Raw genomic sequence first — 13,398 nt, forward strand, 5'->3', positions numbered from 1 at the left:
CGTCAGGCGACCTCGAACACGCCTTCGACCTCGACCGCCGCATCCGCGGGCAGCGAGGCGACACCGACGGTGGTGCGGGCATGGCGGCCCTTGTCGCCGAAGGCGGCAACCATGAGATCCGAGGCGCCGTTGAGCACCTTCGGCCCGTCCAGGAAGTCGGGCGCCGAGTTGATGAAGCCGCCGAGGCGCACCACGCGCACGACCTTGTCGAGATCGCCGAGCGCCGCCTTGACCTGGGCCAGCAGGTTGACCGCGCAGCCGCGCGCCGCCGCCGCGCCGTCCTCGATCGAGACGCCGGCGCCCAGCTTGCCCTTGGCGATCAGCTTGCCGGCGGGGTCGAAGCAGACCTGGCCCGAGACGAACAGCAGATTGCCGGTCCGCACGAACGGGACGTAATTGGCAACGGGGGTGGGGGCCTCGTGCAGCTTGATGCCCTGTTCCGCCAGTTTCTGCTCGACCGTGCCCGCCATGTCCGACCTCGTTGTCCAAGAATTCATCGCCCGGGCGCGTTCTTGACCGCCGGGCGCGCCCTGTTTCGCCCATCGAGCCGCCACATGCAAGCAACCGGCGGGGCTGCATTTTGTTAAGGCAGGGCAGCAGGTTCAGCGCGGGGGCCGCAACTTTACGTGAAACGGCCTCAGTTGCGACGCAATGGAACGGTCATTAAAATGTCGAATCTGCGCTTTCCTCAGGGAACAGACATGGTGCACCTTTTCCGGACTTCGCTCGGTGTGATGGCGCTTGCGGCGGCCGCTTTCGGCCCTGGAGGCGGGGCGATCGCCGCCAACGGTCCGTTCCTCGCGCACCAGGCGCTCTATGATCTGCGCCTCGTCAAATCGCGCTCCAATTCGGTCAACAGCGCGCGCGGCCGCATCCTCTACAATTTCACCGGCAGCTCCTGCGAGGGCTACACCTCCGAATTCCGTCAGGTCTCCGAGCTCGACAGCGGCGAGGGCAAGGTCACGCTCAGCGACCTCCGCTCCAATTCCTGGGAGGACGCCACGGGCAAAAGCTACCGCTTCAAGATCGAGACGCGGATGAACGAGGCCGATGCCGGCCGCGTCGACGGCTCGGCGGAACGCGACGGCGACCACATCAACGTCAAGCTGAAGCTGCCGGCGCCGAAGAGCTTCACGCTCGACGGCAAGATCGTGTTCCCGACCGAGCAGATCCAGCGCATCATCGCCGCAGCCAAGGACGGCAAGTCGCTGCTCGAGCTTTCCGTCTATGACGGCTCCGATGACGGCCAGAAGGTCTACAACACGCTGACCGTGATCGGCCAGCCGATCGCCGCCGACCGCGCCACCTCATCCGATCCGTCGACGTCCGACGAGCACATGAAGTCGCTGAAGCGCTGGCCTGTCACCGTCAGCTATTTCGACCGCGTGGCCCAGCAGAAGGAAGGCGAGCAGACGCCGATCTATGCGATGGCGTTCGAGCTCTACGAGAACGGCGTCTCGCGCCAGCTCGTGCTCGACTACAACGATTTCGTCATCTCCGGCGCGATGGGCAAGTTCGACGCGAAGGACAGCAAGCCCTGCAATTGAGGGCGGATCCCTCTGCGCGAGCACTGCCGTAGGGTGGGCAAAGCGTAGCGTGCCCACCACTTCCCAGGTGAGCTGCAGGATCGTGGGCACGGCGCTGTGCGCCTTTGCCCACCCTACGAGATCTCTCTTCGCCGCTTTGCTCCTCGTAGTGACAGACTAGCTCTCGTCACACTCTCCAGCTACGCTCTCTCCCAACCACAAACTCCGGGAGCCCCTCCATGCCCAAGCTCGACCATCTCCGCCCCAGCGGCCTGCATCACAATCCCGCTTATTCCCACGTCGTCACGGCCACCGGCGCGCGGACGATCTACATTTCCGGCCAGGTCTCGACCGACGAGGAAGGACGCATCGTCGGCGAGGGCGATATCGCCGCGCAGACGACGCAGGTGATGCAGAATCTCGGGCACGCGCTGAAGGCGGCCGGCGCCAGCTATTCCAACATCGTGAAGATCACCACCTTCGTCGTGAACTACAAGCCGGAGCTGCGCCCGATCATCGGCAAGGCGCGCTCGGCCTTCTTCGAAGGCATGGAGCCGCCGGCCTCGACCCTCGTCGGCGTCTCCGCACTCGCCGCGCCGGAATGGCTGATCGAGATCGAGGCAATCGCGGTCGCGGATTGAGGTGGTGAAGGAATGACGTCGCAAAGTGCCATTCGGATCGCGGCTGCGTTGATGAGCAGGAGCGATGGGCGTGTCCTCCTGGTCAGGAAGAAGGCCACCGAAAGCTTCATGCAGCCTGGCGGAAAGATCGAGGCCGGCGAGCATCCGCAGGTCGCGCTCAGGCGGGAATTGTCCGAGGAGCTCGGGATTGACGTCGATCCGAACGAGATGGCCTACCTTGGACGATACATTGCGCCTGCCGCGAATGAGCCGGGGCGGCAGGTCGATGCGGAAGTGTTCCGCATCGTCATCGCACATCCAGTCGAGCCGGGCGCGGAGATCGAGGAGATTCTCTGGCTCGATCCGTCCTCGCCTGGAGCAGTCAAGCTCGCGCCTCTGACGCGCGACAAGCTGCTTCCGCTGTGTTCATAGCCCCTGCCGTAGCCCGGATGGAGCGAAGCGTAATCCGGGAAACCTGTCGCTGAGGATAGACTGTCCCGGATTGCGCTGCGCTCCATCCGGGCTACGAGCCGGGCGTCTCCTTCAGAACGGCCATCGCTTCATCGGCCCGATCAACCGGGACGAAGAGATGGTCGTGGTGAAAGGCCGACACGGCGTTCACGCTGATGCCCGCTTCGGCCAGACGCGCCGTGATTGCTGCAAGAAAGCCCACCGCGTCGAGCGCGGAGTGAACCGTCAGGGTGATCAGGCGCGAGGGGAATGCGTAGCGTAGTCCGGTACGTTCGGCCTCCTCGCGCAGGATCACCAGCGTTGTTCCTTCGCGTTCGTGGAACGTCAGCATCGGGCTGATGGTGGCTGGAATGCTCGCGCTCGGTGCAAGCGTGCAAAACACGAAGATGCCGTCCAGGATCTCCGGCTTCATGTCACGCAGCAGTGCGTCGAGATGGCGTTCGCCTGTCACGGTGCCAGCCCCCGAACCGGTAGGATCGTTTGAGCCGCTGCGAAGCCATTGGCGTCAGCGGCTGATGAAGCCCCAACCAACATACCTTTGTATATCTCCACAAATCCTTCGAATACTCCGATCTTACGCTGGTACAATTGAGCGACGGCGGGAGATTCTTACAATTTGAGTCCACTCGGGTCACTGCGAGGAAGCTCAAATGAATGTCGTCATTCGAAAGCTCAACGGCTTGTGGCACCTCATCATCGGGTCTTGTCAGATCCGAACTCCGTTCCTGGAGAATCAGGATCGGCAGTTGGTCGTTCAGTATGCCAGGCGCGTCTATCCGGGTGCACGGATCTTCGAACGCGACTGAGTCGAGCAGGATCAGATCACTCCTGCGTCTTCTCCGGCCCGTCATAGGCAATGCCGCGGATCACCGCGGCGCTGCCGAACTTCTTCCGCAGGCTGTCCACGGCACGTTCGGCATGGGCTGCTCGGCGGTCGAGCATGTCGGTGTCGTCGATCGCCGAGCCCTCGCGTAGCGCGCTGACGCCGGCGCCCATCAGGCGAAAGGCGGTGCCGTCGATCTCTTTCGCCAGCATTTCGCGGCAGATCGAAAAAATCTTTGCAGCAAGTTGCGTCGGCGCGGCGATCGACTGCGAGCGGGTGCGCTGGCGGAAATCGGCGGTCTTCAGCTTCAGCGTCACGGTCGAGCCGGCGAGCTCGCTGCTCTTCAGGCGCGACGACGTCTTCTCGCAGAGCCGCCACAGGATCTTCTCCAGCGTCGCGAAATCGCGGATGTCGGTCTCGAAGGTGGTCTCGCTGGAAATGGTCTTGGCGCCGCGATCGGCCTCGACGCGGCGGTCGTCGATGCCGCGGGCGAGCCGCCACAGCCTGCGGCCGTCGCTCGGAAACTGCCGCATCATCTCGATCTCGTCGGCCTTTTGCAGGTCGGCGATGATCCGGAAGCCGCGCTGCACCAGGCGCTCCTGGGTCGCCGGTCCCACGCCGAAGATGAAGCCGACCGGCTTTTCCGCCAGCATCGCGCGCGCCTCCTCCTGGTCGAGCGCGGCAAAGCCGCGCGGCTTGTCGAGGTCGGAGGCGATCTTGGCCAGGAACTTGTTGCAGGACAGGCCGACCGAGACGGTGATGCCGATGTCGCGTTCGACCTCGCGGGCAAAGCGCGCCAGCACCTTGGCGGGGATCATGCCATGCACCCGCTCGGTGCCGGAGAGATCGAGGAAGGCTTCATCGATCGAGAGCGGCTCGACCAGCGGCGTCAGGGCCTGCATGGCCTGGCGCACCTCGCGGCCGACGCGGACGTATTTGGCCATGTCCGGCCGGATCACGGTCGCATGCGGGCAGGCCTCGAGCGCCTTGAACATCGGCATCGCCGAGCGCACGCCATAGGTGCGTGCGATGTAGCAGGCGGCCGACACCACGCCGCGTTTTCCGCCGCCGATGATGACGGGCTTGTCGGCGATGTCAGGATTGTCGCGCTTCTCGACCGTCGCATAGAAGGCGTCGCAGTCGATATGGGCGATGGTCAGCGAGGCGAGCGCCCGGTGGCGGACGAGGCGAGGGGAACCGCAGGCCGAGCAGCGGCGGACGCTCATGTCCAGATCGGCCAGACAATCCCGGCAGAAGCAGCGGGGCCCGGCCGGGACGGGGGTGCTCACGGCACGTCGCGCTCCCAATTGGGGTCGCCGAGCGCATCGCCAAGGACCTGCCGCGCTGCGGCAACGTTGGTCGGATGCAGCTCCGAGGCCGTCGCAAAGGCCTTCACGGTGGCGTCATCGCGCAGCACGAAATCGAGCACGCTGAGGAGGAAATTCGGGTCCGCGGCGGCGTTCCGGAGCGTCTCCGGGCCGACACCTGTCTCGGCCAGGAACAGGCCCAGCCGCTCGGGGGCGCCCGCAACAAAGGACAGCGCCTGAATCGCAACGATTTCAGCGACTTCGCGAGGGTTGTGAACAGGCTTTTTCACGGGCCCGGTTTGCCTTTCCGTTAACTTTCGGTGTCTACTTTGCATCATGCCCGAGTCTCCGCCTTGAGTCTTGCGATCCCGGGGCAAGCAACTGGAAACCACATCGCAGAAAGTGGCCCCTCGGGTTTAACGAAACTAGAGCGAATCTGAGGCTAGTTTGAATCCAGTTTTCGAAGCGCCGGCGAGCGGCGCCTGAGGCGTCACATGTATCCGGCTTCGTGCCAATCAGGAGGGCGGGATGGCTAAGACCGTCCTGATCGTGGAAGACAACGAGCTCAACATGAAGCTCTTCCGCGACCTGTTGGAAGCACATGGCTACCAGACTTCGGGCACCAGCAACGGTTACGAGGCGCTCGATCTGGTTCGCAAGATGCGGCCCGACCTCGTGCTGATGGATATCCAGTTGCCGCAGGTCTCCGGCCTCGAGGTGACGCGCTGGATCAAGGACGATCCGGAGCTGCGCGCCATTCCCGTCGTCGCGGTCACGGCGTTCGCGATGAAGGGCGACGAAGAACGCATCCGCGAGGGCGGCTGCGAGGCCTATTTGTCCAAGCCGATCTCGGTCGGCAAATTCATAGAGACGGTCCGGCGTTTTATCGGATAGGAAGTGAGTGCACAGTGTCCGCGCGTATCCTCGTCGTCGATGACGTTCCTGCCAACGTCAAGCTGCTAGAGGCCCGTCTGTCCGCCGAATATTTCGACGTGATGACCGCTTCGAACGGCACCGAGGCGCTGGCGATCAGTAGGCGGGCCGAATGCGACATCATCCTGCTCGACGTGATGATGCCTGACATGGACGGCTTTGAAGTCTGCCGCCGCCTGAAGTCCGATCCGGCCACGCACCACATTCCCGTCGTGATGGTCACCGCGCTCGACAGCCCCGCCGACCGCAACCGCGGGCTCGAGGCCGGCGCCGACGATTTCCTCACCAAGCCCGTCTCCGACGTCGTGCTGATCGCGCGCGTGCGCTCGCTGACGCGGCTGAAGATGATGACCGATGAGCTGCGCATGCGCGCCATCACCTCGCTCGAGATCGGCATGCAGGCGCCCGAACGCAGCGCCGTCGCCGACACCGGCAAGGGCGGCCGTATCCTCCTGGTCGACGACCGCGAGTCCTCCTATCAGCGGCTGGCGACGATCCTCGCCGCCGAGCACACCATCGACGTCGAGCCGAACCCGACGGAGGCGCTGTTCCACGCCGCCGAGGGCAATTACGACCTCCTGATCGTCTCGCTCGACCTCAACAATTTCGACGGCCTGCGCCTGTGCAGCCAGGCGCGCTCGCTGGAGCGCACGCGCCATGTGCCGATCCTCGCCATCGCCGACCCCGAGAACTCGACGCGGCTGCTCCGCGGCCTCGAGATCGGCGTCAACGACTATCTGCTGCGCCCCATCGACAAGACCGAGCTGCTGGCGCGCGCCCGCACCCAGATCCGCCGGCGCCGCTACACCGATCATTTGCGCGACAACGTGCAGAACTCGATCGAGATGGCGATCACCGACGCGCTCACGGGCCTGCACAATCGCCGCTATATGGAGAGCCATCTGGCGACGCTCGCCGAGCAGGCCGCGACCCGCGGCAAGCCGCTGGCGCTGATGATCCTCGACATCGACTACTTCAAGTCGATCAACGACAATTACGGCCACGACGCCGGCGACGACGTGCTGCGCGAGTTCGCAGTGCGCGTGCGCAAGTCGATCCGCGGCATTGATCTCGCCTGCCGCTACGGCGGCGAGGAGTTCGTCATCGTGATGCCGGAGACCGATCTCCACGTCGCCGGCATGGTCGCCGAGCGCCTGCGCCGCTCGATCGCGGGCGAGCCGTTCGCGATCCACAAGGGCAGCAAGCGCATCGAGGTCACGATCTCGATCGGGCTCACCACGCTGGAGCAGAAGGGCGAGGCGGTCGCCGACGTCCTCAAGCGCGCCGACACCGCGCTCTACCGGGCCAAGCACGACGGCCGCAATCGCGTGGTGTCGCAGGCGGCGTGAGAGCTGCTGCGACATAAAAGTTGCGAAACAACCCCATGCACAGTAGGCGGCGCTAGTCGGATCAATGGCTTGCGTGGGTGGCAAACAGGGCTTGCGCTGGCGGTAGCGCTGTTTGACCCGTCGGGCAAAACAGGAGCATATTGATACGATCACGGCAGTCCTACAAACTCCGCTGTCATTCCCCGCGAAGGCGGGGAATCCAGTACGCCGCGGCCTCTCGGTTCAATCACAACCGCCTCTGGAATACTGGATCACCCGCCTTCGCGGGTGATGACACCTGACGATACGGGGACAGCGACTATTTCGCGGGCTTGCGTCCCTTCTCCGCATCACCACCCACATCCACCCCGGCATTCCGCAGCAACACCGTCGCCGCTTCCTTCGCCGCCCGCGCCATCGCCGGATCGTCGCGCACGAGGTCCTGGGCGATCGAGCCGTCGACCAGCAGCACCAGCTGCGTCGCCAGCGCCTCCGCATTGGCAACGCCGAGCTCGTTCAACCGCTCGCGAAACCAGAGGCGGCGGCTTTCCTTGAAGGCGATCGCGATCTTCTTCACGGCGCGGTCGGAGGGCCCGAGCTCGGCGACCGCATTCACGAATGGGCAGCCGCGAAAATCCTTCGCCGCAAAGCGCCGCTCCAGCGAATCGAACGTTGCAAGAATCTGCTCGGCCGGCGGCTTGTCTGAGGGGCGGGCGTGCACGAAGCGGCGCTCGAGGTAGGCCGCGATCAGCGCGTCCTTGGAGGGGAAGTGGTTGTAGAGCGTGCGCTTGGAGATGCCGATCTCGGCCGCGATGGTGTCGACACCGATGGCACGAATACCTTGCAGATAGAACAGCTTGTCGGCGGTCTGAAGGATCCGCTCTTTCATCGTCTGTGGGGCGGGCGGGGGAGCCATGCGGAGCTAAGCGTCCTGTTCGCTTGACAGCTGCGGCCATCTATAGCCTAAGTACACAGGTCTGTGTAACCAAAATCATCGGCAAAAACAGACGACGGCACGCGTGCCGCGCCCAAAAGGGAGAAGAAAAATGCCCCTGTTGCAGGTCCTGCGTCCGACCTTGCCGATCCTGATCGGCGCCTCGATCATGCTGACGCTGAGCATGGGGCTGCGGCAGAGCCTCGGCATCTTCATGCAGCCGCTGACGCATGACATCCACATTTCGATCTCGGACTTCACGCTGGCGCTGGCCGTGCAGAACCTCGCCTGGGGCTTCCTGCAGCCGCCCGCCGGCGCGCTCACGGTGCGCTACGGCTTTCGCCCGATCATGATCGTGGGCGCGCTGATGTACATTGCGGGGCTCGCGCTGATGGCGACCGCGAACGGGCTCGTCAGCATCATGATCGGCGGCGGCATTCTGATCGGCACCTCGCTCGCCTGTACCGCAGCCGCGATCGCGATGTCGGTGGCCGCGCGCGCGGTGCCCGAAACGGTGCGCTCGACCGTGCTCGGCATCGTCTCCGGCGCGGGCTCGCTCGGCGCGCTCTTGTCGGCGCCGATCGGGCAGATGCTCAACGAAGGTTTCGGCTGGCGCATCGGGCTAGCCGGCTTCGTCGTCATGTCGGTGCTGATGATCCCCGCGGCCTGGTACGCCGGGCGCATCGACAGGATCCCGCTGCCGAAGCCGGCCGCTGATGACATCGGCGACGCCTCGGCCGCGACTGCGGCGAAAACCGCGTTCGGCAACGCCTCCTTCGTGGTGATGACCTGCGCCTATCTCGTCTGCGGCATGCAGCTCGTGTTTCTGACCACGCACCTGCCGTCCTACCTTGCGATCTGCGGCCTCGATCCGATGCTGAGCGCGCAGACGCTCGGCATGATCGGCGGCTTCAACGTGCTCGGCTCGCTGTTCTTCGGCTGGGCCGGCCAGCGCTGGAACAAGCTCGCGCTCCTGGGCGGCATCTACATCCTGCGCTCGCTGGCGCTCGCCTGGTACTTCATGCTCCCGGCAACGCCGTTCTCGACGCTGCTGTTCGGCGCGATCATGGGCTTCCTCTGGATGGGCGTCGGCCCGCTGGTCGCCGGCGCCGTCGCCGAGATGTTCGGCCTGCGCTGGCAGGCGATGATCCAGGGCCTCGCCTTCATGAGCCACCAGATCGGCAGCTTCCTCGGCGCCTATGGAGGCGGGGTGCTCTACGACGCGCTCGGCTCCTACACCATGGCCTGGCGTATCGGCGTCGCGCTTGGCCTTGCCGGCGGCATCGTACAGGTGGCGTTCGCGCTGACCCGGCCGTCGCAGCCGCCGGCACCGGTGTTGAAGGCGGCGTAGAAGGGGCGGGCTGGCTAGTCAGCCTTGAGAGTTACAGCGGACGTCGCGCTGTTCGATCGTGATAGGCCGCTTGTAACCCGAAGCCGACATTGGTCGGCGAGGGCGCCCAAAATTGAAAAAGGGCCGCTGGCAATATGTCCAGCGGCCTCCGCGCTTAACGTGGTTTGCCGCCGGGTGGCGCCCGGACTAGAGATCGATGCTAACAGCGATGTTACGGCCCTGTAGTTCGGCAATCTTCAACCCGTCAGCCATCACCTGCGCGAACTCCGGGTCCTTTGCCACGGCCTCCTGCACTTTGCCGTAGACCTCCCAATTGGTGTAGCGCGTCGTAACCAGCAACTCTCCTGCCCAATGGCCAGTGTGGAAACGGGACAGCCGAAGAAATTCGGCGCCGTGTTTTTCGAAGATTTTCTTCGCCCGCCCGACAACCTTGGTCATTTCCTCGGGCTTGTCGGTTTTGAAGCGAGTGAATTGAACGATCGGCATGGGACTACCTCCTTAGCGATGTAAAATGTCCAAGAGGCATGTATCGAGTGACCTTTGGGAGCGAACCCCAATGCAATCTCGATGAAGGTTTGTCTTCATCGATTAATTTTGGTTCAGGGTTCGCAAGAGACAGTAACGCTGCCGTATCTCGGCTCACATCGTTACTGGCTAAAACCGGTGGGCCGATATCAAGACCTGAGCTGTTCGGGCGTGTAGAGCAGCTCACATCACGCGAGGACTTGCCGATGACATCGAATTCCGTCCCATTCGGCTGTCCGCTCAGTAGGACATAGCTAGACTTGCTCACGCCGAGTTCTTCGCATTTTGACCCATTGCGCCCCGTTTGCGGTGCGCAAGGAAAATCCGAAGTTAGGGCCAAACCGGAAGTCGTCGGTTAAGCTTAAACTGGCGCTTTGACCCGCACCTGACATCCGTGGTCAGTTTTTGCTGTGGGGCGCAATCCTAGTTCGAAGGTGTGGTAAGTTGTAGTCATTCGCCCGAGGGCATCGCTCAGTAGCGAGGACATCAGATGAGCCGATTGTATGGACCTGTCCACCGTTCATTGCAGGACCGTTTCGACACACGGCGGCTTGCCGACAATGTCGAAGCGCGCGTGGTGCTCACCGAAGTCTCGCCCGAGCATAAGGCGTTCATTGAAAGCCGCGACATGTTCTTCCTGTCTACCATTGATCATCAGGGCCGACCAACCGTGTCCTATAAGGGCGGCGATCCCGGGTTTGTTCGTGTTATCAATAGTAAGACCGTCGTCTTTCCTTGTTACGATGGTAACGGCATGTTCTATTCTACAGGTAATTTGCTTGGAAATCCGCAGGTCGGCATGCTCTTTATCAACTTTGAGAAGCCGCATCGTCTGCGCCTGCAAGGCATCGCCAGTATTGATGATAACGATCCTCTGCTGTCGGAGTACGCTGAGGCGCAACTGGTCGTCCGGGTGAGCGTGACTGAAATTTTTCGTAACTGCCCACGCTATGTACACCGATACAAAAAGATACAACCGTCAGAATTTGTGCCTCGCTCGACATGCGAAACGCCTTTGGCCCCCTGGAAGCGTGTCGATGATATACAGGCCTCTTTACCCGCGAAGGACCGCGCTCGCGTCGAGCGAGAAGGCAATCTGCTCTCGCGAGCAGAGTATGAAAAGTACCTCAGTGACGTTGGGAGCCGCGAGACTTAAGCCGCGTGACTGACGATACAAGAACGTTGGGCACGACCGCCGATGAGATGATCGAGTAAAGGCATTTTGCTGCACTGCATGAGTCCGAGAATGGCCCAACGTTGACATCGAACGACCGGGCATAAAGGTCGTCTTCGGTGCGAAGAGCGGACGCCCGCAGCGACCGTAGCCGCCGGTGTTGCGGACGGCGTAGACGAAGCGTCGAGCGGCTCGCTCAGGCATCGCGGGCCGCCCGCGCCGCGTTGGAGGACCTGTCGCGCGCTGGCGGATGGTTGCGTGGTTGCCCGGCAGCTGAAGCGGCCTGGTGAGCGAGCGACGCTGCGGCCCACACATTGAACAAACGCCTCAGACGGGCCGCCAGCAGCAGAACCTTCTTCCTCGGGGTCGGCGTCGTCGCGCACGGGAGGGATGCGAGCGCCTGCAAGGAGCCGCGATGTGCCATGATGGCAAGCCATCCGGCACGATAGCGGTGCAAACGATCAGATGCGCGGATCATGTGGCATCTTCTCCGGTTGAACGACGATTGACCGGTCTTTAAACTCGACCGATCCCTCACGCTTGACGGAGTACTTCAGGACACGTTGGTTTTTTCCTGAGTTGGAGATTGTTTCGACGACAGCGGCGATATGCGGCCAGCCTCGGCAAGGAAATGATAGTGGTAGTTAAATACCGTTTTTCGGATTTCGAGGTCGATCTAAGCCAGCAAGAGCTTCGACGTGAGGGGACGCCTGTCCATATTGAACCTCAGGTTTTCGATCTCATCGTTCATCTGGTGCGCAACCACGAGAGGGTGGTGAGCAAGGACGAACTCATCGACATCGTGTGGAACGGCCGCATCATCTCCGAGGCGGCTTTTTCCAGCCGCATCAACGGCGCCCGGCGCGTGCTTGGAGACAACGGAACTGATCAGCTCTTCATCAGGACGCTGCATCGGCGCGGCTTCCGGTTCGTGGCTCCGGTCCAGGCGATCGGCGGCTCTGACGCCGATGCAATCCGGCTTGCGCCGGACCACCGCGCAACGATCGACGTTCCGAAGCAGGCATCGCTCTTTGCCGACGTGTCTCATCTCGGCGACGTCGTTTCGGAAGCGGTCAAGGCCGAGGCAAATTCACGTTTGTTCATCGCCGTGCTGCCGTTCACGAACATGTCGAGTGATCCGGAGAACGATTATTTCAGCTACGGATTGACGGAAGACATCATCCGGCTTCTCGCCCGCAACCGCTGGCTTTCCGTGATCTCGCGCCACTCGACGATCGGGTTTCAGGGGCGGGTCGTTGACGCGCGCGACGTCGGTGCGCAGCTCGGCGTGAGTTACGTCATGTCCGGCAGCGTTCGCAAGAGCCGCGATGTGATCAGGATTACGGCGGAGCTGACCCGGGCCGCGGACGGGATGCAACTTTGGTCCGACAAATACGAGCTTCAACTCGAGAACATTTTCGATATCCAGGAAGAGATGGCCAAGCAGATCGCCGCCACCATCGAACCCGAATTGTCGAAAGTGGAGCAGCAGCTCGCCGCACGAAAGGCGCCCGAAAGCCTCGACGCGTGGGACTGTTACCAGCGCGGGCTATGGAATCTCTGGCGATTTACCACGCCGGGATTCGACCAGGCTGAGGACTATTTCCAGCGTGCCATCGCGGCAGATCCCGGCTTTGCGCGTGGACATGGGGCGCTTGCCTACGTCAACATCCAGCGCGCGCTCTATGATGATCCGAAGATTCGGCCCGCGCGACTAGAAACGGCGTTGCGCCAGTCGCGTCTCGCGGTGACGCTCGATGAGCTCGATTGCTTTTGTCATTGCGCCCTGGGACGGGCGCTATGCCTGATGCGTCAGAACGACGAGGCGCTGGCGGCCATCGACACGTCGCTGGAGCTCAATCCAAGCTTCGCGCAGGGATATTTTGCACAAGGGTTCAATCTGCTGTGGTGCGGGCGGGAGCTCGAAGCCGAAGCGCTGCTTGATCGCGCGACAATGCTCAGTCCCCGCGACAGCCATCTCTGGAGCTTTCACCACGTTCGTTCCTGGACGCATTTCTCGCTCGAGGAATACGACATTGCGGTGGAGTTTGCGCGCAGGGCGACGCGGCAACCGAACGCCACGTATCGCGCTTATGCGACACTGGCGGCGTCCCTTGGCCGCCTGGATGAAAGGGCGCAGGCACGCGTGGCCACCGCTGAGCTGCTGCAACGCAAGCCGGACTACAGGATAGACACGGCGCGGCAGGAGCTGTTCTTTTGCAACGATCAAGGCTTCGTCGATCGTTTCGCTGAAGGACTGGCTGTTGCCGGCATCAGGTAAGTAGACGGCGGACGCCTGGCAGAGCACTGGTCAAGGTGCGCCGTAGGCGGGGCGTGTGGTCTGCCTTCGTCAGCTTGGAGGCTGACCGCGGATGCCGCGCTGCCTGGTCGAGACAAGCCGCTTGT

At 62.9% G+C, this 13,398-nt stretch carries 15 protein-coding genes; 9 read left to right on the forward strand and 6 right to left on the reverse strand.

Annotated elements, in window-relative coordinates; translation table 11 throughout:
• Positions 1 to 2: 2 nt before the first annotated feature.
• Entirely contained in the window at positions 3 to 470 is a 468-nt protein-coding gene (locus JQ603_RS00310; RefSeq protein WP_014494672.1) for a RidA family protein, read from the reverse strand.
• 231 nt (positions 471 to 701) lie between these two features.
• Here JQ603_RS00310 and JQ603_RS00315 point away from each other — a divergent pair, with 231 nt between their 5' ends.
• From JQ603_RS00315 to JQ603_RS00325, 3 genes are all read left to right on the forward strand, one after another.
• On the forward strand, positions 702 to 1,547 hold the full coding sequence (locus tag JQ603_RS00315) for a cell envelope integrity EipB family protein (protein WP_212335818.1): 846 nt from the start codon (positions 702 to 704) through the stop codon (positions 1,545 to 1,547).
• 218 nt (positions 1,548 to 1,765) lie between these two features.
• On the forward strand, positions 1,766 to 2,167 hold the full coding sequence (locus tag JQ603_RS00320) for a RidA family protein (RefSeq protein WP_028143958.1): 402 nt from the start codon (positions 1,766 to 1,768) through the stop codon (positions 2,165 to 2,167).
• A 51-nt stretch (positions 2,168 to 2,218) separates the two neighbouring features.
• Positions 2,219 to 2,578 (forward strand): NUDIX hydrolase, encoded by a 360-nt coding sequence (locus tag JQ603_RS00325; protein WP_433996615.1) that lies wholly within the window; start codon positions 2,219 to 2,221, stop codon positions 2,576 to 2,578.
• Between the two features lie 91 nt (positions 2,579 to 2,669).
• On the opposite strand, the gene JQ603_RS00330 is transcribed toward JQ603_RS00325, so the two are convergent.
• Positions 2,670 to 3,068: an ACT domain-containing protein gene (locus JQ603_RS00330; protein ID WP_212335820.1), complete on the reverse strand. Its 399-nt coding sequence runs from the start codon at positions 3,066 to 3,068 to the stop codon at positions 2,670 to 2,672.
• Between the two features lie 199 nt (positions 3,069 to 3,267).
• Here JQ603_RS00330 and JQ603_RS00335 point away from each other — a divergent pair, with 199 nt between their 5' ends.
• Positions 3,268 to 3,423 (forward strand): hypothetical protein, encoded by a 156-nt coding sequence (locus tag JQ603_RS00335; protein ID WP_212335821.1) that lies wholly within the window; start codon positions 3,268 to 3,270, stop codon positions 3,421 to 3,423.
• A 16-nt stretch (positions 3,424 to 3,439) separates the two neighbouring features.
• On the opposite strand, the gene JQ603_RS00340 is transcribed toward JQ603_RS00335, so the two are convergent.
• Positions 3,440 to 4,729 carry a DNA polymerase IV gene (locus JQ603_RS00340; protein WP_212335822.1) on the reverse strand — a complete coding sequence of 430 codons (1,290 nt, stop codon included), beginning with the start codon at positions 4,727 to 4,729 and terminating at the stop codon, positions 3,440 to 3,442.
• Positions 4,726 to 5,037, reverse strand: a complete 312-nt coding sequence (locus tag JQ603_RS00345; protein WP_212335823.1) for a DUF3572 domain-containing protein — start codon at positions 5,035 to 5,037, stop codon at positions 4,726 to 4,728. Before JQ603_RS00345 ends, JQ603_RS00340 begins: the two co-directional genes overlap by 4 nt.
• Positions 5,038 to 5,275: 238 nt before the next feature.
• Between JQ603_RS00345 and JQ603_RS00350 the strand changes: the two genes are divergently transcribed.
• Both JQ603_RS00350 and JQ603_RS00355 read left to right on the forward strand, forming a co-directional pair.
• Complete coding sequence (locus JQ603_RS00350; RefSeq protein ID WP_008566616.1) at positions 5,276 to 5,641, forward strand: response regulator; 366 nt, start codon at positions 5,276 to 5,278, stop codon at positions 5,639 to 5,641.
• Positions 5,642 to 5,655: 14 nt separating this feature from the next.
• Positions 5,656 to 7,029, forward strand: a complete 1,374-nt coding sequence (locus tag JQ603_RS00355) for a PleD family two-component system response regulator (RefSeq protein ID WP_212335824.1) — start codon at positions 5,656 to 5,658, stop codon at positions 7,027 to 7,029.
• A 298-nt stretch (positions 7,030 to 7,327) separates the two neighbouring features.
• Here JQ603_RS00355 and JQ603_RS00360 read toward each other — a convergent pair whose 3' ends face one another.
• On the reverse strand, positions 7,328 to 7,924 hold the full coding sequence (locus JQ603_RS00360) for a TetR/AcrR family transcriptional regulator (protein WP_212335825.1): 597 nt from the start codon (positions 7,922 to 7,924) through the stop codon (positions 7,328 to 7,330).
• Between the two features lie 130 nt (positions 7,925 to 8,054).
• Between JQ603_RS00360 and JQ603_RS00365 the strand changes: the two genes are divergently transcribed.
• On the forward strand, positions 8,055 to 9,293 hold the full coding sequence (locus tag JQ603_RS00365; protein ID WP_212335826.1) for an MFS transporter: 1,239 nt from the start codon (positions 8,055 to 8,057) through the stop codon (positions 9,291 to 9,293).
• Between the two features lie 186 nt (positions 9,294 to 9,479).
• On the opposite strand, the gene JQ603_RS00370 is transcribed toward JQ603_RS00365, so the two are convergent.
• Positions 9,480 to 9,779, reverse strand: a complete 300-nt coding sequence (locus JQ603_RS00370) for a hypothetical protein (protein WP_212335827.1) — start codon at positions 9,777 to 9,779, stop codon at positions 9,480 to 9,482.
• A 529-nt stretch (positions 9,780 to 10,308) separates the two neighbouring features.
• Here JQ603_RS00370 and JQ603_RS00375 point away from each other — a divergent pair.
• Together JQ603_RS00375 and JQ603_RS00380 are read left to right on the forward strand one after the other, a co-directional pair.
• Positions 10,309 to 10,974, forward strand: coding sequence for a pyridoxamine 5'-phosphate oxidase family protein (locus JQ603_RS00375; RefSeq protein WP_212335828.1), 666 nt, complete (start codon positions 10,309 to 10,311; stop codon positions 10,972 to 10,974).
• A gap of 604 nt (positions 10,975 to 11,578) precedes the next feature.
• Complete coding sequence (locus tag JQ603_RS00380) at positions 11,579 to 13,273, forward strand: winged helix-turn-helix domain-containing tetratricopeptide repeat protein (RefSeq protein ID WP_212335829.1); 1,695 nt, start codon at positions 11,579 to 11,581, stop codon at positions 13,271 to 13,273.
• Positions 13,274 to 13,398: the final 125 nt, after the last annotated feature.

The organism is Bradyrhizobium liaoningense, from assembly GCF_018130825.1.
Lineage (GTDB): Bacteria > Pseudomonadota > Alphaproteobacteria > Rhizobiales > Xanthobacteraceae > Bradyrhizobium > Bradyrhizobium liaoningense_B.